This is a genomic window from Pseudomonas brassicacearum, from assembly GCF_003732175.1.
GTDB classification, from domain to species: Bacteria; Pseudomonadota; Gammaproteobacteria; order Pseudomonadales; family Pseudomonadaceae; genus Aquipseudomonas; species Aquipseudomonas brassicacearum_G.
Genome location: NZ_MOBI01000013.1, coordinates 32,749 through 56,008 on the forward strand (window position 1 = coordinate 32,749; position 23,260 = coordinate 56,008).

The following is a 23,260-nucleotide window of genomic DNA, read 5'->3' on the forward strand; positions in this document are numbered from 1 at the left end:
GTAGGAGCGGGAGCTATCGGGTTTTGGTCTTGATGGACGAACCCTGTAAGAAAAGAGTGTCTTCGAACTTGGCTGCAGGCGCCGAGTCAGCGCCGCGCCACATCCGAAAAGTAGAACTTGTCCAGGGTATGCCGTGATTCGGTGTATTCGAACTGGCGGCCATCCTGCAAAAAGGTCTGGTTGCTGACCACGATCACATGGCTCTGGCCGTCGAGGTCCAGGTGCTGCTGGTCATCCTTGCTCCGCGGCACCGCTTCGATGGTGCGTTGGGCGTAGGCGATTTGCAGTTGCAGGGTCTGCTCGATGAAGGCGTAGATCGAGTGCTCGGCGATCTCGCGGTTCAGCCCCGGAATAAGGTCAGCGACAAAGTGGTTGATGTCCAGGATGACCCTTTTGCCATCGATTCGCCGTACGCGCTTGATCCGCGTGATCAGGCTGCCTTCTTCGGCTTTCAGGTGTTCGAGCAAGGCGCCTTGCAGGGGTATCTGCTCGAACTCCACGACCTCGGTGCTGACGTCGTTGCCCAGCCTTGGGTAGGTTTCCTGAAAACTGACGATGCCGCCGAGCTGGAATTCGATCGGGTTGGTCGACAGTACGAACGCGCCTTTACCATGGATTTTCTGCGCGAAGCCGCGTTCCTGAAGCAGTTCGATAGCCTTGCGCACGGTGCCGCGACTGGCCTGGTAGCTGTCCATCAATTCGGTTTCGGAAGGCAATCGAGCGCCGCGTTCCAGACGTTCGGTGGTGATGCTGGCAAGCAGATCGCTGTAGATCTGGTTGTATTTGCTCATGGTATTGGCTGCGTTGTGCTCAAGGCAGGAACCTTAAGGGCAGAGGTGGGGTTTGTCCATTTAGCGTTGAAATACTCACTCGTTGGAAATAGGGCCACTGATCGGCTTGTGAGTAAACAAATTGAAACTCGTCTGTACGAGTTATTGCAATAACTCGTACAGACGAGTACTTTTCGCTTCGGCATGCTGCCAACAACAAAAAAACACAGTGGATGAAAAAGCATGAGCCACGATTACGCGACTATCGCCAGCGAGCTGCTTCATAGCCTCGGTGGTGCTGACAACCTCGAACAGGCCGCGCATTGCGTTACGCGTCTGCGCCTGGCCCTCAAAGACCCGCAGCGGGTCGACAGCGCGACGCTGAACCAGATCGACCTGGTCAAAGGTTCGTTTTTCACCGGCGGCCTGTTTCAGGTGGTCATCGGTCCCGGCGAGGTCGAGAAGGTCTATGCCGCGCTACGCCAACAGACCGGCCTCGCCGCGTCTACCATCGCCGACGTAAAACAAAAGGGCGCCGACAAGACCAATGCCATGCAGCGTCTGGTGCGGGTGTTCTCGGATGTGTTCATGCCGATTCTGCCGGCACTGATCATTGCCGGCCTGCTGATGGGCGTGAACAACCTGATCGGCGCCAAAGGCATGTTCATCGAAGGCAAGACCCTGCTTGAGGCGTACCCGACGCTGGACGGTGTCTGGAGCCTGATCAATCTGATGGCCAACACCTCGTTCGTGTTCCTCCCGGCGCTGGTCGGCTGGTCGGCGGCCAAGCGTTTTGGCGGCAGTGAAATCCTCGGCATCGTGCTTGGCCTGATGCTGGTTCACCCAGACCTGCTGAACGCCTGGAACTATGGCAAAGCGGTGGCCGGACTGGACGGCCAGAGCCTGCCGTACTTTGATATTTTTGGCTGGTTCAAGATCGAGAAGGTCGGCTATCAGGGCCAGATCCTGCCGATCCTGATGGCCGCCTACGTCATGAGCGTCATTGAAAAATGGCTGCGAGCACGCGTGCCGAACGCCATTCAACTGCTGGTGGTGCCGATTACCACCATCGTCGTGACCGGGGTGTTGGCACTGGCCGTGATCGGTCCGGTGACCCGCCACCTGGGAATTCTGATCACCGAAGGCGTGGTGACCTTGTTCGACCTGGCACCGATGGTTGGCGGGGTGATTTTCGGTCTGCTGTATGCGCCGTTGGTGATCACCGGCATGCACCACATGTTCCTTGCAGTGGACCTGCAACTGATCTCGACCCAGGGCGGCACCTTCATCTGGCCGATGATCGTCATGTCCAACCTCGCACAAGGCAGCGCAGCGCTCGGGGTGTTCTACATGACCCGCAGTGCGCGGGACAAAAGCATGGCCTCGACCTCGGCGATTTCCGCCTATTTCGGCATCACCGAACCGGCGATGTTCGGTGTCAACCTGCGCTACAAGTTTCCGTTCTACGCCGCACTGACCGGCTCGGCACTGGGCTGCATGTTCCTGTCGTTGAACAAGGTTCAGGCCTCGGCAATTGGTGTCGGTGGCTTGCCCGGGTTCATCTCGATCATCCCGCAGTTCATTCCGATGTTCGTGGTCGGGATGGTCATCGCCATGGTCGTGCCGTTCGTGTTGACCTGTGGCTTGAGCATCAAAATCGTTCGGCCGGGTTACCGCGTCGCCTGATGGATTTCTGTGGCGAGGGGGCTTGCCCCCGTTCGGGCGCGAGCGGCCGAGAACCGGTGGGTGCAACGTAAATCAGGACTGCTGCGCAGCCCAGCGGGGGCAAGCCCCCTCGCCACAAAAGAAAAGTGGTCAGTACAAAACCAATTGAAGGATTTGCGCCATGCAAGACTGGCAGCGTTCGGTGATCTACCAGATCTACCCGAAGAGTTTTCACAGCCACGCCGGCAACCCCACGGGCGACTTGCTCGGGGTGGTGGCCAAGCTCGATTACCTGCAATGGCTGGGTGTCGACTGCCTGTGGATCACCCCGTTCCTGCGGTCGCCGCAACGCGACAACGGCTACGACATCAGCGACTACTACGCCATCGACCCGAGCTACGGGACCATGGCCGATTGCGAGTTGCTGATCGCCGAGGCCGGCAAGCGCGGGATCAAGCTGATGCTCGATATCGTGGTCAACCACACCTCCATCGAGCACAGCTGGTTTCAGCAAGCGCGCAGCAGTCTTGATAACCCGTACCGTGACTTCTACATCTGGCGCGATCAACCGAACAACTGGGAGTCCAAGTTTGGCGGTTCGGCCTGGGAGTACGAGGCGCAAACCGGGCAGTACTTCCTGCACCTGTTCGACCACACCCAGGCCGACCTGAACTGGGACAACCCGCAAGTGCGTGCTGAAGTGTTCAAGCTGATGCGCTTCTGGCGTGACAAGGGCGTGGGTGGTTTCCGCCTGGACGTGATCAACCTGATCTCCAAGCCGGCGGACTTCCCTGAAGACAACACCGATGGCCGGCGCTTCTACACCGACGGCCCGAACGTGCACGAGTACTTGCAGGAAATGCACCGCGAAGTCTTCGAAGGCCATGACCTGATCAACGTCGGCGAGATGTCTTCCACCAGCCTTGAGCACTGCATCCGCTATTCGCGGCCGGACTCCAAAGAGCTGTCGATGACCTTCAACTTCCATCACCTGAAGGTCGATTACCCCAACCTGCAGAAGTGGGTTCGCGCCGATTTCGATTTCCTCGAACTCAAGCGCATCCTTTCCGACTGGCAAACCGGGATGCAGGCCGGTGGCGGCTGGAATGCGCTGTTCTGGTGTAACCACGATCAGCCGCGCGTGGTGTCGCGGTTCGGCGATGACGGCGAACACCGTGTGGTCTCGGCGAAGATGCTCGGCACTGCGCTGCACTTTCTGCAGGGCACGCCCTTCATCTATCAGGGGGAAGAGTTGGGCATGACCAACCCGGGCTTCGAGAGCATCGAGCAGTACCGGGATGTCGAGACTCTGAACATCTATCGCCTCAAGCGCGAGGCGGGCGAGTCCGAGGCGTCGAGCATGAGCGCGATCATGCAGAAATCCCGCGACAACAGTCGCACCCCCATGCAGTGGAGTGTGCAACCCAATGCCGGTTTCAGCAGCACCGAGCCGTGGATCGGCGTGCCGGCCAACGCCACGCAGATCAACGTCGAAAACCAGCTCGACGACGCGACTTCGGTGCTGCACCACTATCGCCAGTTGATTGCCTTGCGCCGCAGCGAACCGCTGATCCAGGACGGCGTGTATCGCCAGCTCTTGCCCACGCACAAACAGGTCTGGGTGTACCTGCGTGAAGGAGAAGGCGAGCGGCTGTTGGTGGTGAATAACTTCTATGGCACGGCGTGTGAAGTCGAGCTGCCGGAACGGGTGATCACCGACTGCAGGGTGCAACGCCGGGTGATCAGCAACTACCCGGATGGTGAGGTGGGCAAGCAGCGGCTGTTCCTGCGGCCTTACGAGTCGTTCGTTCTGCACCTGACCGACCACTAAAAACACGCTTTTCAAACAACTCGCAGGGCACTGCGCGGGGGCTTTTTGCGCGCAGGTTTTGCCGGATGAGCACAATAAAAATAATGGGGTGGCTCTTGAAAACAACAATAAATCGTAGCCTTGCAGCATCGTGCGTGTGCCTGGTATTGCCGTTTTCGGCCCACGCTCTGGAGTTCGCCGGTTACCTGCGCAGCGGCGTCGGGACCACGGTCAACGGCGGTTCGCAATCGTGTTTCAAACTGCCCGGCGCAGAGTCAAAGTACCGTTTGGGTAACGAGTGCGAACAGTACGCGGAGCTGGAATTGCGTCAGAACCTGCTGACCCTCGATGACGGCTCGGTGCTCAGCGTCGACGGCATGGCTTCGCTGTACAACCAATACGACCGCAACCTGACGTTCCAGGGTGACAACGGCTCGGTGCGGATGCCGCAGATGTATGCGCAATGGTCGAACCTGCCGAGCCTCAATGGCGGTTCGCTGTGGGCCGGTCGGCGTTACTACAAGCGTAACGACATCCACATTTCCGACTTCTACTACTGGAACCAGAGCGCCACGGGTGGCGGGATCGAGGACGTGAAGATTGGCGACCTGAAATACAGCTACGCCTTTTCGCGCAAGGACAACCTGTACCAGAAGGACTACGTTACTCGACACGACTTCAACGTCTCAGGCTTTGATATCAACCCTGGTGGTGAGCTGGAGTTTGGCCTGAGCTACATCGACAAGCCCGACCGTCGCGACGCGCACGCAGGCTGGGCGATCACCGCCCAGCATGTGCAAAAAGACTTTTTCGGCGGCAAGAACAAACTGGCGCTGCAATACGGCGAAGGGCCCGGCACCGGGTTGGGCTACACCGGCGACGTGGGGCTGGACGACAGCAGCAAGAGCTACCGGCTGGTGGAGTTCTTCGACTGGCAGGTGACACCGCGATTTGGTGGTCAGGTCGAAGCGGTCTATCAAAAGGACATCCGCCCGGACGGTAACGGCCAGAACTGGATTTCCCTCGGCATTCGTCCGGCGTATGCGATCACCGATCAATTCAAACTGGTGACTGAGCTGGGGCACGATCAGGTCGAGGCGCCCGGCGGTACGCGCAAGCTGAGCAAGTTCACCTTTGCCCCGACCTGGTCGCCAAAAGGTCCGGGTTTCTGGGAACGTCCCGAGGTGCGTTTGTACTACACCTATGCCAGCTGGAACGAGGCGGCCAAGCGTGCGGCCAATGAACTGGCGCAAGGTTCGACGTTGTCCGATACCGGCGCGTTCGGCACGGCACTGCATGGTGCGAACGTCGGATTGCAGGTCGAGTACTGGTGGAAATAAGCGATGCTGTCGGGGCTCGCGCTCCATCGGCACTTCAAAGAACAAAACCGCAGGTGAAGTCATGACTCTAACCCAACCCTTGCAATTGCTGGCGCCGCTGTCCGGGGTGCTGATGCCGCTCGATCACGTGCCGGATCCGGTGTTCGCCAGCCGGGTGATCGGCGACGGCCTGTGCATCGACCCGACCTCGCAGGTCCTGTGCGCACCGTTGGCCGGCGTCGTCAGCAACCTTCAACACAGCGGCCATGCGATCAGCATCACCGATGACAGCGGTGTGCAGGTGTTGCTGCACATTGGCCTGGACACCGTGAACCTCGCGGGCCAGGGGTTCAGCGCCTTGGTCGAGCAGGGGCAGCGCGTCGAAGCCGGGCAGCCGTTGATCGAGTTTGATGCCGACTATATCGCCCTGCATGCCCGCAGCCTGTTGACCTTGATGCTGGTGGTCAGCGGCGAGCCCTTCAGTCTGCTGACACCGGACAGCGGTCTGGTGGCCTGTGCGCAGCCGGTGTTGCGCCTGAGCCTTGGCGATCCGCGTTCCAGTGTGGAGCAGGAGGAGGGCGAAGCGCTGTTCTCCAAACCGGTCCACCTGCCTAACCCCAACGGTTTGCACGCACGGCCGGCGGCGGTCTTTGCGCAGGCGGCGAAAGGTTTTGCGGCGAGCATTTGCCTGCACAAGCAGCAGGACAGCGCCAACGCCAAGTCGCTGGTAGCGATCATGGCGTTGCAGACGGTGCATGGCGATGCGCTGCAGGTCAGCGCGGTGGGCGAAGATGCCGAATTGGCAATCAGCACGCTGGCTCAATTGCTGGCAGATGGCTGCGGTGAGTCCGTGACTTCGGTGGCGGTGGTGGCGCCAGTGGTTCAGGCACAGGACGTATCGACGAAGCTGCTGCGCGGAGTCTGTGCTTCGGCGGGTTCGGCCTTCGGGTACGTGGTGCAAGTGGCGGAACGTGCTTTGGAAATGCCTGAGTTTGCCGCCGATCAACAGACGGAGCGCGAGTCGCTGGAGCGTGCGCTGATGCACGCGACGCAGGCATTGCAACGCTTGCGTGACAACGCGGCCGGCGAGACGCAGGCGGACATCTTCAAGGCGCATCAGGAGTTGCTGGAAGACCCGAGCCTGCTGGAACAGGCCCAGGCCCTGATCGCTGAGGGCAAGAGCGCGGCATTTGCCTGGAACAGCGCCACCGAAGCCACCGCTACGCTGTTCAAGTCGCTGGGCAGCACGTTGCTCGCCGAACGGGCGTTGGACCTGATGGATGTCGGCCAACGTGTGCTCAAGCTGATTCTCGGGGTGCCGGACGGTGTCTGGGAGTTGCCGGATCAGGCAATTCTGATTGCCGAACAACTGACACCGTCGCAGACCGCCGCCCTGGATACCGACAAAGTGTTGGGGTTCGCCACCGTGGGCGGAGGTGCGACCAGCCATGTAGCGATACTCGCCCGGGCCCTGGGGTTGCCCGCGGTGTGTGGTTTGCCGCTGCAAGTGCTGTCACTGGCCAGTGGCACGCGAGTGTTGCTCGATGCGGACAAGGGCGAATTGCACCTGGACCCGGCGGTGTCGGTCATCGAGCAGTTGCAGGCCAAGCGTCAGCAACAACGCCAGCGTCATCAACACGAGCTGGAACACGCTGCACGGGCGGCCATCACCCGCGACGGTCATCACTTCGAAGTCACGGCCAACGTTGCTTCGCTGGCTGAAACCGAGCAGGCCATGAGTCTCGGGGCTGAAGGTATCGGCCTGTTGCGTTCGGAGTTTTTGTACCAGCAGCGCAGCCTGGCACCGAGTCACGATGAACAGGCCGGCACCTACAGCGCCATCGCCCGCGCATTGGGCCCGCAACGCAATCTGGTGGTGCGCACGCTGGATGTCGGTGGCGACAAACCCTTGGCCTACGTGCCGATGGACAGCGAGGCCAATCCATTTCTGGGCATGCGCGGGATTCGCTTGTGCCTGGAGCGTCCGCAACTGCTGCGCGAGCAGTTCCGGGCGATTCTGAGCAGCGCCGGGCTGGCCCGTCTGCACATCATGTTGCCGATGGTCAGCCAGCTGTCGGAGCTGCGCCTGGCACGGCTGATGCTCGAAGAAGAGGCGCTGGCGCTGGGGCTCACGGAACTGCCGAAACTCGGCATCATGATTGAAGTCCCGGCAGCGGCGCTGATGGCGGACCTGTTTGCGCCCGAGGTGGATTTCTTTTCGATCGGCACCAACGACCTGACTCAATACACCTTGGCCATGGACCGCGATCACCCACGACTGGCCGGCCAGGCCGATAGTTTTCACCCTTCGGTACTGCGCCTGATCGCCAGCACCGTGAAGGCCGCCCATGCCCATGGCAAGTGGGTCGGGGTGTGTGGCGCGCTGGCGTCGGAGACCTTGGCGGTGCCGCTGTTGCTGGGGCTTGGCGTGGATGAACTGTCGGTCAGCGTGCCGCTGATTCCGGCGATCAAGGCGGCGATTCGCGAGGTCGAGCTCAGCGACTGTCAGGCCATCGCGCATCAGGTGCTGGGACTGGAAAGCGCCGAGCAGGTCCGCGAGGCCTTGTCGTTGCAGCAGCAGGCAATGGTCGAAACTTCACAGGTGTTGGAGAACTGAACATGTTCGAGAAAATGCAACGGGCGTTCTGGAAGGCGCTGACCCCGGACCTGGTGGCGGATGAGGCGAAGCGGGTTGCCCAACCTGTCTCTGGCTTGGCTGCGAATGTCGTAGCCGCGCTGGGCGGGGCGAGTAACCTCAAGTCGCAACAGCGTGTTGCCCTGACGCGGGTGCGGGTGGAGTTGAAGGACGCCGCGCTGCTGGACGCGACGGCCTTGCGCGCAGCGGGTGTGCCGGGGGTGATGACGTTGGCGGGTGGGGTGGTGCATCTGATCACTGGATTGGAAACCTGACTGGTCCTTTGTGGCGAGGGGGCTTGCCCCCGTTCGAGTGCGTAGCACTCGCAAAATCGCGTTGACTGTTTTTAGGACCGCTTCGCGCCCCAGCGGGGGCAAGCCCCCTCGCCACAGGTGTCGTACCCGCCATGATTGACACGTGTCCCATTGCCGCGTTGGCCTTACTGTTTCTCAACCGCAGGTGTATCGTATTCGCCTTTTGCGGGCACAGGCCTGCCGCTGATACGTGAGGTTGTTGAGTTCATGTCCTTTACCCGTCGACAAATACTGGGTGGTCTGGCCGGTCTGGCAGTGGTGGGCGTCGGGGCCGGTGGTGCATCGCGTTACTGGCTGGGGAAAATGGCTGACGCCAACGCGGGTCACGATTACGAACTGATCGCTGCGCCGCTGGATGTCGAGCTGGTGCCGGGGCACAAAACCGAGGCCTGGGCCTTTGGTCCGTCGGCGCCAGGAACTGAACTGCGGGTGCGTCAGGGCGAATGGCTGCGGGTGCGCTTCATCAACCACCTGCCGGTGCCCACCACCATTCACTGGCACGGTATCCGTTTGCCGCTGGAGATGGACGGCGTGCCGTACGTCTCGCAATTGCCGGTACTGCCGGGCGAGTATTTCGACTACAAATTCCGTGTGCCGGACGCTGGCAGCTACTGGTATCACCCGCACGTGAACAGCAGCGAAGAGCTGGGGCGCGGGCTGGTCGGGCCGTTGATCGTCGAAGAGCGCGAGCCCACCGGTTTCAATTACGAGAAGACCCTCAGCCTGAAAAGCTGGCACGTCGATGAAGAGGGCGCGTTCGTGCCTTTCAGCATTCCTCGTGAAGCGGCGCGGGGCGGCACGGCCGGGCGTCTGGCGACCATCAACGGCGTACCGCTGCCGGTGATTGAGTTACCGGCCGGGCAGATCACCCGGGTGCGCCTGCTCAATCTCGACAACACGTTGACCTACCGGATCAACATTCCGGGCGTCGAAGCGCAGATCTACGCACTCGACGGTAACCCGATCGAGCCGCGTCCGCTGGGCAAGGAATACTGGCTGGGGCCAGGCATGCGTATTTGCCTGGCGATCAAGGCCCCAGCGGCGGGTGAAGAGTTGTCGCTGCGCAACGGTCCGGTACGTCTGGGGACGTTGCGCTCGGTGGCCAACAGCGATGTGCCGAGCCAGTGGCCGCCCGCGCTGCCGGCAAACCCGATTTCCGAGCCGGACCTGGCCAATGCCGAGAAGCTCAACTTCAATTTCGAGTGGGTTGGATCGGTGTCGGTGAACGTCGATAATGGCAAGCCGCCGAGCCTCTGGCAGATCAATGGCAAGGCCTGGGACATCACCGACAAAACCTGTGCCGACCGCCCGATTGCTACTCTGAAGAAAGGCAAAAGCTACATTTTCGAATTGAAGAACATGACTCAGTATCAGCACCCGGTCCATCTGCACGGCATGAGCTTCAAGGTCATTGCCTCGAACCGCAAAAAGATCATCCCGTATTTCACTGACACCTACCTGCTGGGCAAGAACGAGCGGGCTCAGGTGGCGCTGGTGGCGGATAACCCAGGGGTATGGATGTTCCACTGTCATGTGATCGACCACATGGAAACCGGCCTGATGGCCGCCATCGAGGTGGCCTGATGCGTCAGATACGCCCCGCGAAGATCATCGACCGTAGCCGCGATCAGGACTTCATGCGTGAAGCCCTGGCGCTGGCCGCGCAAGGTGCTGCCCTCGGTGAAGTGCCGGTGGGCGCGGTGCTGGTGCAGGACGGTGAAATCATCGGCCGCGGCTTCAATTGCCCGATCAGCGGCAGCGACCCCAGCGCCCACGCCGAAATGGTCGCGATCCGCGCTGCGGCGCAGGCCGTGAGCAACTATCGTCTGCCGGGCAGCACGCTGTACGTCACGCTGGAACCGTGCAGCATGTGCGCCGGTTTGATCGTGCATTCACGGATTGCGCGGGTGGTTTATGGGGCACTGGAGCCCAAGGCCGGGATCGTGCAAAGCCAGGGGCAGTTCTTCACCCAAGGCTTTCTCAACCACCGAGTGCTGGTCGAAGGCGGGGTATTGGCCGAAGAGTGTGGGGCGGTGCTAAGCGAGTTCTTCAAGGCCCGCAGGGCCAAACCAGTGGAGCAATGATCGTTCCCACGCTCTGCGTGGGAATGCCTCACCGGACGCTCCGCGTCCGCTTTTGTGACGCAGAGCGTCACTGGCTGCATTCCCACGCGGAGCGTGGGAACGATCGGCGATCCGGTACCTACTTTTTGGCGACGATCACCGCGCGCATCGGCGCCGGCAGACCTTCAATGGTCTTGCTGTGATCGTCCGGATCGAGGAAGTCGCTCAGCGACTGATACTTCATCCACTCGGTCCCGCGTTGTTCTTCAACCGTGGTCACACTGACATCCACGCAGCGCACATCGCTGAATCCGGCACGGCGTAGCCAGAGCATCAGCGCGGGCACCGACGGCAGGAACCAGACGTTGCGCATCTGCGCATAGCGGTCTTCCGGCACCAGCACCTGCTGCTCGTCACCTTCGATCACCAGCGTTTCCAGCACCAGCTCACCGCCCTTGACCAGGCAATCCTTCAGCGCCAGCAAATGCTCGATCGGCGAGCGGCGGTGGTAGAACACGCCCATGGAAAACACGGTGTCGAAGCCTTCCAGATTCGGTGGCAGGTCTTCAAAAGGAAACGGCAGGTGCCAGGCGTTGGGCTCGGACAGGTAACGCTGCACCGCCTGGAACTGGCAGAAGAACAGCCAGTTCGGATCGACGCCGATCACGCTGTCGGCACCCGCGCCGAGCATGCGCCACATGTAGTAGCCGTTGCCGCAGCCGACATCGAGGATGCGTTTACCCTTGAGGTCGAGGTGCGGGGCGACCCGCGACCACTTCCAGTCCGAGCGCCATTCGGTGTCGACGTGCACGCCGAACAGGTTGAACGGGCCTTTGCGCCAAGGCGACAAACCCAACAATGCAGTACGCATTTGCGCGCGGGTTTCATCGTCGCAGTCAGTGTCGAGTGTCAGGCCGTTCAGCAAGTCGACTTCACTTGGCTGAATATTCGGCAAGGCGTCCAGCGCACTCTGCCAGCGCTCGAGGTCGCCGTGACCTTTTTCCATTTTTACATCGAGTTGTGCTTGCAGGGTGTTGGCCCAATCGGCCAGTGGCGTACCGGCCAGACGGCGGGCGAGGGGAGACAGATCAATCATGGCAAGGCAATCAACGAGGCAAAGTTAAGACACTGGAACCACGGCACGACTTTCGAGAACCCGGCGACCAGCAGGCGTTCGCGGTGTTCCTGGAGGCTGTCGGGCTTCATGACGTTTTCGATGGCGCTGCGCTTCTGGGCGATTTCCAGTTCGCTATAGCCGTTGGCGCGTTTGAAGGCAATGTGCAGGTCGGTGAGCAGCGCGTGTTCTTGCGCGTCTTCGAAGCGCAGCTTCTCCGACAGAATCAGCGCACCGCCCGGCAACAGCGACTGACGGATGCGCCCGAGCAGTGCCAGGCGTTGCTCCGGGGCGATGAATTGCAGGGTGAAGTTCAGCGCCACCACTGAGGCCGGTTTGAACTCCAACGCGAGAATGTCACCTTCGATCACTTCAACCGGCAGCAGCTCCTGGAACATCGAGTCCTGACCGTTGAGGTATTCGCGGCAACGCTCGACCATCGCCGCCGAGTTATCCACCGCAATCACCCGGCAACCGTCGGTGCGCACGTGACGGCGCAGGGCCTGGGTCACTGCGCCAAGCGACGAACCGAGGTCGTAGAGCACGCTGCCCGGTTGGGCGAACTGCGACGCGAGCACGCCGAGGTTTTCGACAATGGTCGGGTAACCCGGCACCGAGCGCTTGATCATGTCCGGGAACACCCGCACCACATCCTCGTTAAAGGCGAAGTCAGGCACCTGGGCCAAAGGCTGGGCGAAAAGGCGATCGGATTCTTTGCTCACGGTGGTTCCAGCGGCGGATGTGGAAAAGGCCGGCATTTTAGCCAACTTGGCGCGTGGATGCGCGGGTTGTCTGATAAACCGCCTGGTTCACGCAATCTGTACGGCGAGCGGGCTGTTGTGGCGAGGGGGCTTGTCGGAACGCCGCAACGCCCCGTTGGGTTGCGAAGCAGCCCTAGACCCAGCCGACGCATTTCTTCAGACCAATTGCGTCCACCGGTTTACGACGGCTGCGCCGCCGAACAGGGGCAAGCCCCCTCGCCACAGGGGTTCAGCGCGGTTTCTGGTGGAACGCCGACGCGGTAATCCCCCATTGCCCCAGCCAGTAGCTGAGGATGATCACGTAGGGCGCAGCCTCGAACGGCACTACAAAACGGCTGATGCCGATCACGCTGTCGGAGAACACAAACGCCAGCGCACCACCGGCCGCCAACAGTGCCGAGCGTTTGGGCACGCCGCTGCCCAAACGGGCGAGGGCGCGCCAGAGCATGGCGCTGATGGCCATGGCGTAAACGATCACCGGAATCAGCAACGGCCCCAGGCCATGGCTGATCAGAATCCCCAGCAACAGCGCGCCAACCCCGAGCGCCAGCATCAGCGGCAATAGCGCCAAGCGTCGGCAATCTATCAAGTAGGCTTTCAAGTACACCAGGTGCGCCACCAGAAACGCGCCGAGGCCAAACACGAACAAATCCCCGGGCCACGCCAGCAGCACATCGCCGAGCACGGAAAACATCAGGCCAAGGCTGATCCAGCGCCGATAGTCGCTGGGCGGCGCGTCGTGCAGCCAGCCGAGCAGCGCCAACACTGGCAACGGTTTGACCAATAGGCACAGCAACGCGGCGTGAATGCTCACTCCGTAAAGAAACGTCACCGCGCCCATCAGCGCCAGAATCAGCCAGCCCACGATCAGTTAACCGTAATTGCGCAGTCGAAGGTTTGCGCAGGTTCTACTTCGGGTTCCCACGGCTGTTGATAAGTCAGACGTAAACGCCCGTTGCCCGCGGCGAACGCTTGAAAGCGCCAGGTCGATTGCCCGCCACTGCCCACCAGTCCGGTGTTCTCCGGGTTGGTGTAAACCTCGGGGCTGATCGCCCGCAGCACGCCACCGGCCGAGTCCTGGATCGCCCAGCGATAACCAGTGGTCGGGTTGCTCGGCAGTGTCAGGATCAGGTGTTGCCCGTTGTTCAGTTGCACCGGGCATTCGCTTTGTTTTTCCACCGTCACGTTGTGTTTCGGTTGAGTGGCGCAGGCGGCCAGCAGGGCGAGGCTCAGGGGGACAAACAGGCGGGTGGGGGACATTGGATCGGGAACTCCGGTAATCGCGACGAACGGCGAGCATAACCGAAGATGAGTCAAAGTGTGACGAGGGGCTGGAGAGGTGATCGTTCCCACGCTCCGCGTGGGAATGCATCCCGTGACGCTCCGCGTCACATTCAGAGCGGACGCAGAGCGTCCATGGCGGCATTCCCACGCAGAGCGTGGGAACGATTAGGTCGCGGAGGTCAGAACAACACCTTCGCCACATCCGCAAAACGCTTGGCAAAGTGCACGGTGATCCCTTCCTTCAGGTAATCCGGCAGTTCCTCAAAACTGCCACGGTTAGGCTCCGGCAAGATCAACTCGAAGATCTTCTGGCGCCGCGCCGCGATCACTTTCTCGCGCACCCCGCCAATCGGCAGCACATGCCCGGTCAACGTCAGTTCACCGGTCATGGCCACGCCTTTTTTCGGCGGCTGGTTGCGGGCCAGCGAGAGCAGGGCGCTGGCCATGGTCACGCCGGCGCTCGGGCCGTCTTTCGGTGTTGCACCTTCGGGTACATGCAGGTGGATGAAGGCTTCGTCGAAGAACTTCGCGTCGCCACCGAATTGCTTGAGGTGCGAGCTGACGTAGCTGTAGGCGATCTCGGCCGATTCCTTCATCACGTCACCCAGTTGCCCGGTGAGTTTGAAGCCACGGTTGAGGGTGTGGATGCGCGTGGCTTCGATCGGCAAGGTCGCGCCGCCCATGCTGGTCCAGGCCAGGCCGGTGATGACCCCGGTGCCGGACAGCACTTGTTCGTTGCGGAACACCGGCATGCCGAGTGAGGCTTCAAGGTCTTTGGGGCCGATCTTGATCACAGCTGCAGGTTCGTCGATCAGTTTCACCACCGCTTTGCGCACCAGTTTGCCCAGTTGTTTTTCCAACTGACGCACCCCGGCTTCGCGGGCGTAACCGTCGATCAGGGCTTTCAGCGCGCTGTCGCTGATGGACAGGCTGGTTTTCGACACCCCGGCTTTCTCAAGCTGTTTTGGCCACAGGTGACGCTTGGCGATGGCGACCTTTTCTTCGGTGATATAACCCGACAGGCGAATCACTTCCATCCGGTCGAGCAAGGGACCTGGGATCGAGTCCAGGGTGTTGGCGGTGCAGACGAACAGCACTTTCGACAGGTCCAGACGCAGGTCCAGGTAATGGTCGAGGAATTCGACGTTCTGTTCCGGGTCGAGGGTTTCCAGCAGCGCCGAGGCCGGGTCGCCCTGGAAGCTTTGGCCCATCTTGTCGATCTCGTCGAGCATGATCACCGGGTTCATCACTTCAACGTCTTTCAACGCCTGGACCAGTTTGCCCGGCAGCGCGCCGATGTAGGTGCGGCGGTGGCCCTTGATCTCGGCTTCGTCGCGCATACCGCCGACGCTGAAGCGATAGAACGGCCGCCCCAGCGACTCGGCGATGGATTTGCCGACGCTGGTCTTGCCCACGCCCGGTGGGCCGACCAGCAATACGATGGAACCGGCGATCTCGCCTTTGTAAGCGCCGACCGCGAGGAATTCGAGGATCCGGTCCTTGATGTCGTCGAGCCCGGCGTGGTGTTTGTCGAGGACTTTGCGCGCGTGTTTGAGGTCGAGTTTGTCCTCGCCATAAACGCCCCACGGCACCGCTGTCGCCCACTCCAGGTAGTTGCGGGTGACGGCGTATTCCGGCGAGCCGGTTTCGAGGATCGACAGCTTGTTCATTTCCTCTTCGATGCGTTTCTGCGCCTGCGGTGGCAGGACCTTGCCCACCAGCCGTTGCTCGAACTGCTCGACGTCGGCGCTGCGGTCGTCCTTGGTCAGCCCCAGTTCCTGCTGGATGACCTTGAGTTGTTCCTTGAGGAAAAACTCACGCTGGTGCTCGCCGATCTTGCGGTTCACTTCGGCGGAGATTTCTTTCTGCAAACGCGCGACTTCGACTTCCTTGCGCAGCATCGGCAGGACTTTTTCCATGCGCTTGAGCATTGGCACGCAATCGAGCACTTCTTGCAGCTCACTGCCGGTGGCCGAGGTCAGGGCGGCGGCAAAGTCGGTCAGTGGCGACGGATCGTTGGGGCTGAAGCGGTTGAGGTAGTTTTTCAGCTCTTCGCTGTACAGCGGGTTGAGCGGCAGCAGTTCCTTGATCGCGTTGATCAGCGCCATGCCGTAGGCCTTGACCTCATCGGTCGGCTCGCTTGGCTGGTGCGGGTATTCGACTTCCACCAGGTACGGTGGGCGATGGTGTTTGAGCCAGGTGCGGATGCGCACGCGGGTCAGGCCCTGGGCGACGAATTGCAGTTTGCCGTTTTCGCGGCTGGCGTGATGGACCTTCACCAGGGTGCCGTAGAGCGGCAGGGCGGAGGTGTCGAAGTGCCGTGGATCTTCCTGCGGGGTGTCCATGAAGAACAGCGCGAGCGAGTGATGTTCGGACTTGGCGACCAGGTCGAGGGTTTCGGCCCAGGGTTCTTCGTTGACGATCACCGGCAGTACTTGCGCCGGGAAGAATGGGCGGTTATGAATCGGGATGATGTAGACCTTGTCGGGCAGGTTCTGGCCGGGCAGGGCCAGGCCTTTGCCTGATGAGGTGGGGTGTTCGGCGTTTTCGGGGTCGGCGTAGTCGCTTGGGTTATCCGGGAATTCTTGCTGGTCGCTCATGGGGCACCTGCGCAATGGGGTATGAGGGATAGATGGGGCAGGTGGTGGGTGGTTTCAATGGGGGGGGCATCTGTAGGAGCTGCCGAAGGCTGCGATCTTTTGATCTTGGCGGCCTGATAGCCGGCCAATTTCCTGCAGATGTACACAGTTTAAATGTGGGAGCTGGCTTGCCTGCGATGGCGGCCTGACAGCCGGCCAATCTCTTGCAGGTGTACATATCCATTCCTGCGGTAACGGCCACTTATGGTTCCGCTCTTACAGCGTGTCACTTTTGCAGACGCCCAAAAGTAACCAAAACGCTTCGCCCCAAGCGTACGGCACCTCGCTAATGCTCGGCGTCCCCTCGCTCCGGTGTCCATCAGGGGGCATCGCCTACGGTCTGCTTCGCGACGACCTCCTCTCGATGTGTCCGGCTGCGCCGTACGGCGCTGCGCGCCCACCCCCTGCTGAACACCTCCACTCGGCCTCCCGATGGGGCGGGTGGATCAAGATCAACAGCAACAGCACGGCGGCCTGACAGCCGGCCTGAGTGGTTGGAGCGTGCGCGGCTTTCGATCGTTCCCACGCTCTGCGTGGGAATGCATCCTGTGACGCTCTGCGTCACGATTCGTGAGCTGAGGTAGATCGTGGGAACGACCGCAATCATTCGCGGATATACACAGATCAATACGGTGGGACGGGCCGGGCGACCCTCCCACCGTGCGCTGTTACGGCGCTTCTGGCTGATCGAAACTATCCAGTGCCCGATTCACCAACAACTCCCCCAACGAGACCATCTGCTGAATCGCCAGCGCCACATGTCGGCGCGTGCCTTCCAGCTCGAACGCCAGGTCACTGGCCAGCACATTCAATGAAGCGAGGGTCTCCGAGGCATGCGCCAGCAAGGTTTCGTTATCCAGATCAGGGATGACCGCGAAGATGTTGGAGGGGCGTTTGTCGGGCAGGTTGCCCTTGTCGAACGGCGGTTTCAGGTAGTGATCCAGCGCCCGCTCGGCGGCATCGTGGAGTTTTTTCGAGTCGGTGGAGGCGTATGGGGAAGTGCTTGGGGTTTCTGGGAAATCGGGGGTGACTTTGTGCATGGTGACGCTCCTAAGTGCGCCTAGAGTGTGCTCGGACGGTCAAACCCGGTCGCTGAATTGGCAGCGACCACCAAAGACTAGTGATGCGGCTTCCCACCGACAACCTGAAAACCATGTCAGAAGCTTCTCTGCGTCCTACTCATGGGATAAACACTCAACCTGTGGCGAGGGAGCTTGCTCCCGCGGGCCGGTCCGCGCTCGGGCGGAGCAGCCCCAAAACCTGCAATCGGGTTTTGTCAGGCACCCCCGGTTCGCTGGGGTTGCGAGCGCTTTGCACTCGAGCGGGAGCAAGCTCCCTCGCCACAGTACGGTGATTGATCGTTCCCATGCTCTGCGTGGGAATGCCGCCCGGGACGCTCCGCGTCCCTTCACGGCGTGACGCAGAGCGTCACAGGATGCATTCCCACGCGGGAGCGTGGGAACGATCTCATCGCCCACAAAAAAGGCGACCACCTCACGGTAGTCGCCTTTTCCTTTACCGCCGGTTAACGCTTATTCCGACAGTTTGTAAGCAATCACATAGTCGCCCATCTTGGTCCCCAGCGAACCATGACCGCCAACCACCAGCAGCACGTACTGTTTGCCGTCCTTGCCGGTGTAGGTCATCGGTGTGGCTTGGCCGCCGGCCGGCAGGCGCGACTTCCAGAGTTCCTTGCCATTGTTGACGTCATAGGCGCGCAGGTACTGGTCCAGGGTGCCGCTGAGGAAGCCGACGCCGCCAGCGGTGACGATCGAGCCGCCCATGCTTGGCACGCCGATCGGCAGGCCGATAGGCAGTGGCGAGCTGTCGCGGCTGGTGCCGTTTTTGCGCTTCCACACCACTTTGTTGGTGGTCAGGTCGATACCGGCGACGTAGCCCCAGGCTGGAGCCTGGCACGGTACGCCGAATGGCGACATGAACGGGTGCATGGTCACCGCGTACGGTGCGCCGGTGTTGGGTTGGATGCCGGAGGTCTCGCTTTCGCGCTTGCTCCCGGCAGCCACTTCAGCCTGCGGGATCAGTTTCGAGACGAACGCCATGTAGTTCGGGCTGGTGAACAGCATCTGGCGAACCGGGTCGAGCGACACGCTGCCCCAGTTGAACACACCGACGTTGCCCGGATAGATCAAGCTGCCCTGCAACGACGGCGGGGTGTACTGGCCTTCGTAGCGCAGTTGCTTGAACTGGATGCGGCAGAGCATCTGGTCGAACGGGCTGGCGCCCCACATGGCCTTCTCGGTCAGGTCCGGAGCGAGCAGGTTGAGGTCCGAGCGAGCCTGGGTCGGCGCGGTATGGTCGCCGGTGACTGCGCCTTGCGGTGCCGGCACTTCGCGAATCGGCACGATCGGTGTGCCGTTGCGACGGTCGAGCACATACAGGCTGCCCTGTTTGGTCGGTGCGATCAGCGCCGGCTTGATGCCGTCGGCGGTCTTCATGTCGAGCAGGGTCGGCTGGCTGCCGACATCCATGTCCCACAGGTCGTGGTGGGTGAACTGGAAGTTCCAGCGAACTTTGCCGGTCGCCAGGTCCAGGGCGACCATGCCGGCGCTGAATTTTTCTGCGCCCGGCGTGCGGTCTGCACCCCATTGGTCAGGCATCTGGTTGCCCAGCGGCAGGTAGACCATGCCCAGTTTCTCGTCGACGCTGGCCAGCGACCACATGTTCGGCGAGTTGCGGGTGTAAGTCTTACCCGGTGCCAAAGGCTCGGTCGCCTCAGGGTTGCCGCTGTCCCAGTTCCAGACCAGGTGACCGTCGCGAATGTCGAAGGCGCGGATCACGCCGGACGGCTCGTTGGTCGACTCGTTGTCGGTGACGTGACCGCCCATGATCACCAGATCACGGGTGATTGCCGCCGGGGAGGTGGCGTAGTAGCCGCCGGGGGTGAACGGACCGATACCTTGGGTCAGGTCAACCACGCCGTGATCGCCGAAGCCTTCGCAGACTTTGCCGGTGTCGGCGTTCAGGGCGATCAGACGAGCATCGGCGGTAGGCAGGTAGAGACGACGCGGGCAGGCTTGCGCAACCGCCTTGCCAGCTTCGGAGATGACTGCGGCCGAAGCGTTGTCAGCCTTGGCGTAGGCGTTCTCGTCGTAGTAAGAAACACCACGGCAAGTCATGTGGGCGAAGCCCTTGAAGCCTACCGGGCTCTTGATCTGCGGGTCGAAGCGCCAGAGTTCCTTGCCGGTGTCCGGGTCCAGCGCGAGCACCTTGCTGTGGGCGGTGCAGGCATAGAGCATGCCGTTGACCTTCAGCGGGGTGTTCTCGTTGGTCAGTTCCACCGGGTCATCGGCGGTCGGCAGGTCGCCGGTGCGGATGCGCCAGGCTTCCTGCAGCTTGCCGACGTTGGCCGGGGTGATCTGCTTCAGCGGCGAGTAGCGGTCGCCGAATTCGGTGCGGCCGTAGGACTGCCACTCGCCTTCGGGCATTTCTGGCGCGGTGCTGGTCATGTCGGCAGAGTCGCGGCCCAACTCGCCCATGATTTCACCCGGGTGGGTGAACTGGCTGGCAACGGCGGTGGCGCCGGCCAGAACCACGGCCACGCTCAGCGCAGCGGTACCCAGCGGAGCGGCCCCATCACGCAGCAGCGGACGGCGGAACCACGGCAGCAGCAGGACCACGCCAAGGGCGAACCACAGCGACAGACGTGGCACCAGTTGCCACCAGTCGAGGCCGATTTCCCACAGCGCCCACACCGTACTGGCGAACAGCACCACGGCGTACAGGCCCAGCGCCGCACGGCGGGCAGCCAGCAGCAAAATTCCGGTCAGCACCAGGCCGATCCCGGCCAGCAGGTAATACAGCGAGCCGCCGAGCATGCTCAGCTTGATCCCCCCGGCCAGCAAGGCCAGGCCCATTAGCAGAAGCACGATACCGAGCAGGCTCGGCAGCAGGCGGCTTCGACTCAAAGCACCATCAGTGCTCATAGTGTGGTTCTCCGTGACGTTTAAGTAGTCCCGCGCCTGTTCACTGTAGATGACGATCAGGCACGGGCAGGTTTCAGTAAAAAAAGTTCAGTTGATGCATTCCTTGTGGGAGCGAGCTTGCTCGCGATGGCTGCGTAACTTTCAGCATGGATGTCGACTGACAGATCGCTATCGCGAGCAAGCTCGCTCCCACAGGTTTTGTGTTGTTGATTAGAACGACGACTGGATTTTGATCCCGCCGATCAGCGCGTCATCGACCTCATTCACGCCACCCGGATGGCGGATGTATTGCAGGTTCGGGCGCACGGTCAGCCAGTTGGTCACATGCACGCCGTAATAGAGTTCGGCGCTGTATTCAGTGTCTTGCGGCGGCAGGTAGGACGGGTCGTTGTAGTCGAAGACCGCGTGCGCCTGATTGATCGCCTCGGCGTTCTTGCGGTAGGCCGGGTTGACGTGAACCCGGGCCATGGCGAAACCGATATCGTCCTTGCTGCGAGCATCGAACAGGCCTTTGTAGACGACGCCGGCCTGGACATAGTTGTCGATAGCGTTGGTCTTCTTGTCGTGCATCGTGCCGTTGGCAAACACACTCAAGCCTCGCGAGTTATCACTGGCGCGGCTGGTCAGTTGTTGCTGCATGCCCAGCCATACACCGTGCTTGCTCGATGCGCTGCGATAGGCCTGACCACTCAGGGCGGCGGGCTGGCCGTTGCTGTCCTTATAGACGTCGGTGGCCTTGGCGCTGCTGTAGTAGTAACCGGCGCGGTATTCGCCCGGCAGGCCGTTGAGTTTTGGTGTCCACACCAGCTCCACCGGCAGCACCGTGCCTTGGGTGCCGCTGCCGCTGAGCTTGAAGCCGTTGTCGCGATCCAGGTTCGACGGGTTCTGTTCATAGGCGCCGATTTGGGCATAGAGTTCAGGCGTCAGGTGATATTTGACCCGCAGCGCCCATTGGCTGACCGGCCAGTTGTACCAGATGCCACCGGCCCAGTTGCCGACCTGGGAACCGCAGAACGCCAGGTTCTGGAAGTCGCAGGGGAAGCTGTTGAAGTCTTCGCCTTCACCAAAACGGCCGGCCTTGATGTCGAGCTTCTGGTCGAAGAATTTCTGCTGATACCACATCTGCGTCAGCCGGGTGGTCTGGCCACGGCCCCAGACTTCCTGGGCCGAGGTGAAACCGCCGACACGCGGATCGTTGATCCGGTCGTTGCTGATGTTGTTGCCGCTGCGTTCGGTGATGGTCAGCTGAAATTCAGCGTCGTGCCAGCCGAGGATCTTTTGCAGGTCCAGGTGCGTACCGAGGCCGAACTGGTCGCTGTAGCGCGCGGTGCGATCGTGGTCGTAGCCGCCGTGCAGGTTGCTGCCCATCTCGCCGGTGTAGTCGAGCTTGAAGTCGTAGCCTTTTTCCGCGAGTTCGGTCCGTGTGCCGTTCCAGTCGCCGAGCATCCACGGTGAGTCGCTATCGAATGCAGGCGCCGCCTGAGCGCAGGCGGCAAGGCCCAGGGCGCTGAGTCCACCGAGCAGGGTTGTGGCTTTTCGGGCAGCAACAGTAGGGCGGACAGCGCTGTCTCGCAAAGTCTGAATGTCAGGCATAGAGAAGGAATTCTTGGTCTTTTAGAGGGAAGAGAGCTGAACGCTGCGAGGGGAAATCGGGCAGGTGAAGCGATTCAGCTTTTAGGCTTGCAAGGATAATGATCTGTAACAAAGAGAGAAAGGGCTTTTCTTGACATGAATCATTTCGGATTTGGTAACAGTGTGCAGTCACCCTTGGAAAGATCGCAGCCTGCGGCAGTTCCTACATAGGAAGGTGTACACCCGCAGGCTGCGATCTTTCAGAGTTCACCTACATTTAACGGATAGCGCACAGAGTCCTTCCACCGCAGGACACCCTCGGCTAAGGTGCGCGGCTTCCTCTACTTTCTTCGTTCAAAGGCCCGGCATGACCGAACAGAACACCAACCCGCTGCACGGCGTGACCCTGGAACAGATCCTTAACACGCTGGTTCAACACTACGAATGGTCAGGGCTGGCCGAGCGCATCGACATTCGCTGCTTCAAGAGCGATCCGAGTATCAAGTCGAGCCTGACCTTTCTGCGCAAAACCCCGTGGGCCCGTGAGAAAGTCGAAAAGCTCTACGTGAAGCTGATGCGCACCAAACGTCCGCTCTAAGGAATATAGATGCCCGCCGAGCCGACTCGACTGTCGCCTGTCATGAGACGTTTTGCCCACTCGGCCGTCGTGCTGGGCTGGCTGGGATTGAGCATTCAGCTGTACCTGGTGTTTTACAGCCGCTGGAGTGTCAGCGCCAGCCAGCTGGGTGGGTTGGTGAGTTACTTCAGTTACTTTACGGTCCTGACCAATACGCTGGTGGCGACGGTGCTGACCTGCGCCGTGACTTCACGCGAGTCGAAGGGCCGTACGTTTTTTTTACAGCCGTGGGTCAGCAGCGGGATCGCCGTGAGCATTACCCTGGTCGGCCTGGCGTACAGCCTGCTGTTGCGGCATTTATGGCATCCGCAGGGCTGGCAGTTCATCGCCGACGAGCTGCTGCATGACGTCATGCCGCTGCTGTTTCTGTTCTATTGGTGGCGGTGTGTGCCCAAGGGCACCTTGCGTCTTGGTCACATCGGGTTGTGGGCAATTTACCCGGTGCTGTACTTCGCTTATGCCTTGCTGCGCGGGCACTCGCTGGGGCTCTACCCGTACCCTTTTATTGATGTCGAAAAACTCGGTTATCCCCAGGTGTTCATCAATGCCTGCGGGATATTGCTGGGGTTTGTGCTGATTGCGCTGGTGGTGGTCGGACTGGATCGCTGGCGCGGGACTGCGGCAGGCCCAATGGGTATAGATCCAAAGTGAACATCGATTGTGGCGAGGGGGTTTGCCCCCGTTCGGCGGCGAAGCCGTCGTAATTCAACCAATGTGGTCTGCCTGATACAAC

The 23,260-nt window shown here is 61.1% G+C and carries 18 protein-coding genes; 9 read left to right on the top strand and 9 right to left on the bottom strand.

Annotation, left to right across the window (positions count from 1 at the left end; translation table 11 throughout):
- Nucleotides 1-86: 86 nt before the first annotated feature.
- A complete protein-coding gene (gene treR / locus BK658_RS10970; RefSeq protein ID WP_123582297.1) occupies nucleotides 87-791 on the bottom strand; it encodes a trehalose operon repressor in 705 nt (234 codons plus the stop codon).
- Between the two features lie 222 nt (nucleotides 792-1,013).
- On the opposite strand from treR, the gene treP reads away from it, so the two are divergent.
- From treP to tadA, 7 genes are all read left to right on the top strand, one after another.
- A complete protein-coding gene (gene treP, locus BK658_RS10975) occupies nucleotides 1,014-2,456 on the top strand; it encodes a PTS system trehalose-specific EIIBC component (RefSeq protein WP_123582298.1) in 1,443 nt (480 codons plus the stop codon).
- A gap of 160 nt (nucleotides 2,457-2,616) precedes the next feature.
- The gene (gene treC / locus BK658_RS10980; protein ID WP_123582299.1) at nucleotides 2,617-4,266 is read left to right on the top strand and encodes an alpha,alpha-phosphotrehalase; all 1,650 of its coding nucleotides are present in this window, start codon (nucleotides 2,617-2,619) and stop codon (nucleotides 4,264-4,266) included.
- 95 nt (nucleotides 4,267-4,361) lie between these two features.
- Nucleotides 4,362-5,585, top strand: coding sequence for a maltoporin (locus BK658_RS10985; RefSeq protein ID WP_123582571.1), 1,224 nt, complete (start codon nucleotides 4,362-4,364; stop codon nucleotides 5,583-5,585).
- A 61-nt stretch (nucleotides 5,586-5,646) separates the two neighbouring features.
- On the top strand, nucleotides 5,647-8,181 hold the full coding sequence (gene ptsP, locus BK658_RS10990) for a phosphoenolpyruvate--protein phosphotransferase (RefSeq protein ID WP_123582300.1): 2,535 nt from the start codon (nucleotides 5,647-5,649) through the stop codon (nucleotides 8,179-8,181).
- Nucleotides 8,182-8,183: 2 nt separating this feature from the next.
- Nucleotides 8,184-8,474 (top strand): PTS sugar transporter subunit IIB, encoded by a 291-nt coding sequence (locus tag BK658_RS10995; RefSeq protein ID WP_123582301.1) that lies wholly within the window; start codon nucleotides 8,184-8,186, stop codon nucleotides 8,472-8,474.
- 246 nt (nucleotides 8,475-8,720) lie between these two features.
- Nucleotides 8,721-10,097 carry a multicopper oxidase family protein gene (locus tag BK658_RS11000; protein ID WP_123582302.1) on the top strand — a complete coding sequence of 459 codons (1,377 nt, stop codon included), beginning with the start codon at nucleotides 8,721-8,723 and terminating at the stop codon, nucleotides 10,095-10,097.
- Complete coding sequence (gene tadA, locus BK658_RS11005) at nucleotides 10,097-10,597, top strand: tRNA adenosine(34) deaminase TadA (protein WP_123582303.1); 501 nt, start codon at nucleotides 10,097-10,099, stop codon at nucleotides 10,595-10,597. Before BK658_RS11000 ends, tadA begins: the two co-directional genes overlap by 1 nt.
- Nucleotides 10,598-10,715: 118 nt before the next feature.
- Here the strand turns inward: tadA and cmoB are convergent, their stop codons facing one another.
- The 8 genes from cmoB to BK658_RS11055 all read right to left on the bottom strand — a co-directional run bounded on the left by cmoB (nucleotide 10,716) and on the right by BK658_RS11055 (nucleotide 21,911).
- Nucleotides 10,716-11,672 carry a tRNA 5-methoxyuridine(34)/uridine 5-oxyacetic acid(34) synthase CmoB gene (gene cmoB / locus BK658_RS11015; RefSeq protein WP_123582305.1) on the bottom strand — a complete coding sequence of 319 codons (957 nt, stop codon included), beginning with the start codon at nucleotides 11,670-11,672 and terminating at the stop codon, nucleotides 10,716-10,718.
- Nucleotides 11,669-12,412: a carboxy-S-adenosyl-L-methionine synthase CmoA gene (gene cmoA / locus BK658_RS11020; RefSeq protein ID WP_123582306.1), complete on the bottom strand. Its 744-nt coding sequence runs from the start codon at nucleotides 12,410-12,412 to the stop codon at nucleotides 11,669-11,671. Before cmoA ends, cmoB begins: the two co-directional genes overlap by 4 nt.
- A 268-nt stretch (nucleotides 12,413-12,680) precedes the next feature.
- Nucleotides 12,681-13,316, bottom strand: a complete 636-nt coding sequence (locus tag BK658_RS11025; RefSeq protein WP_185019812.1) for a lysoplasmalogenase — start codon at nucleotides 13,314-13,316, stop codon at nucleotides 12,681-12,683.
- Between the two features lie 2 nt (nucleotides 13,317-13,318).
- A complete protein-coding gene (locus BK658_RS11030) occupies nucleotides 13,319-13,711 on the bottom strand; it encodes a protease inhibitor I42 family protein (protein ID WP_123582308.1) in 393 nt (130 codons plus the stop codon).
- A gap of 203 nt (nucleotides 13,712-13,914) precedes the next feature.
- The gene (gene lon, locus BK658_RS11035; RefSeq protein ID WP_123582309.1) at nucleotides 13,915-16,335 is read right to left on the bottom strand and encodes an endopeptidase La; all 2,421 of its coding nucleotides are present in this window, start codon (nucleotides 16,333-16,335) and stop codon (nucleotides 13,915-13,917) included.
- A gap of 707 nt (nucleotides 16,336-17,042) precedes the next feature.
- A complete protein-coding gene (locus BK658_RS11040) occupies nucleotides 17,043-17,414 on the bottom strand; it encodes a DUF6124 family protein (protein ID WP_123582310.1) in 372 nt (123 codons plus the stop codon).
- Nucleotides 17,415-17,906: 492 nt separating this feature from the next.
- Nucleotides 17,907-20,318, bottom strand: a complete 2,412-nt coding sequence (locus BK658_RS11050; protein ID WP_123582312.1) for a glucose/quinate/shikimate family membrane-bound PQQ-dependent dehydrogenase — start codon at nucleotides 20,316-20,318, stop codon at nucleotides 17,907-17,909.
- Between the two features lie 210 nt (nucleotides 20,319-20,528).
- The gene (locus BK658_RS11055; RefSeq protein ID WP_123582313.1) at nucleotides 20,529-21,911 is read right to left on the bottom strand and encodes a carbohydrate porin; all 1,383 of its coding nucleotides are present in this window, start codon (nucleotides 21,909-21,911) and stop codon (nucleotides 20,529-20,531) included.
- Nucleotides 21,912-22,257: 346 nt separating this feature from the next.
- Here BK658_RS11055 and BK658_RS11060 point away from each other — a divergent pair, with 346 nt between their 5' ends.
- The gene (locus tag BK658_RS11060) at nucleotides 22,258-22,488 is read left to right on the top strand and encodes a VF530 family protein (protein WP_019693422.1); all 231 of its coding nucleotides are present in this window, start codon (nucleotides 22,258-22,260) and stop codon (nucleotides 22,486-22,488) included.
- A gap of 9 nt (nucleotides 22,489-22,497) precedes the next feature.
- On the top strand, nucleotides 22,498-23,178 hold the full coding sequence (locus tag BK658_RS11065) for a Pr6Pr family membrane protein (protein ID WP_123582314.1): 681 nt from the start codon (nucleotides 22,498-22,500) through the stop codon (nucleotides 23,176-23,178).
- Nucleotides 23,179-23,260: the final 82 nt, after the last annotated feature.

Bases quoted from the DNA above. Each gene is read 5' to 3' on its own strand.
- treR (WP_123582297.1), bottom strand. From the start codon at position 791: ATGAGCAAATACAACCAGATCTACAGCGATCTGCTTGCCAGCATCACC.
- treP (WP_123582298.1), top strand. From the start codon at position 1,014: ATGAGCCACGATTACGCGACTATCGCCAGCGAGCTGCTTCATAGCCTC.
- treC (WP_123582299.1), top strand. From the start codon at position 2,617: ATGCAAGACTGGCAGCGTTCGGTGATCTACCAGATCTACCCGAAGAGT.
- ptsP (WP_123582300.1), top strand. From the start codon at position 5,647: ATGACTCTAACCCAACCCTTGCAATTGCTGGCGCCGCTGTCCGGGGTG.
- BK658_RS10995 (WP_123582301.1), top strand. From the start codon at position 8,184: ATGTTCGAGAAAATGCAACGGGCGTTCTGGAAGGCGCTGACCCCGGAC.
- BK658_RS11000 (WP_123582302.1), top strand. From the start codon at position 8,721: ATGTCCTTTACCCGTCGACAAATACTGGGTGGTCTGGCCGGTCTGGCA.
- tadA (WP_123582303.1), top strand. From the start codon at position 10,097: ATGCGTCAGATACGCCCCGCGAAGATCATCGACCGTAGCCGCGATCAG.
- cmoB (WP_123582305.1), bottom strand. From the start codon at position 11,672: ATGATTGATCTGTCTCCCCTCGCCCGCCGTCTGGCCGGTACGCCACTG.
- BK658_RS11030 (WP_123582308.1), bottom strand. From the start codon at position 13,711: ATGTCCCCCACCCGCCTGTTTGTCCCCCTGAGCCTCGCCCTGCTGGCC.
- lon (WP_123582309.1), bottom strand. From the start codon at position 16,335: ATGAGCGACCAGCAAGAATTCCCGGATAACCCAAGCGACTACGCCGAC.
- BK658_RS11040 (WP_123582310.1), bottom strand. From the start codon at position 17,414: ATGCACAAAGTCACCCCCGATTTCCCAGAAACCCCAAGCACTTCCCCA.
- BK658_RS11050 (WP_123582312.1), bottom strand. From the start codon at position 20,318: ATGAGCACTGATGGTGCTTTGAGTCGAAGCCGCCTGCTGCCGAGCCTG.
- BK658_RS11055 (WP_123582313.1), bottom strand. From the start codon at position 21,911: ATGCCTGACATTCAGACTTTGCGAGACAGCGCTGTCCGCCCTACTGTT.
- BK658_RS11060 (WP_019693422.1), top strand. From the start codon at position 22,258: ATGACCGAACAGAACACCAACCCGCTGCACGGCGTGACCCTGGAACAG.
- BK658_RS11065 (WP_123582314.1), top strand. From the start codon at position 22,498: ATGCCCGCCGAGCCGACTCGACTGTCGCCTGTCATGAGACGTTTTGCC.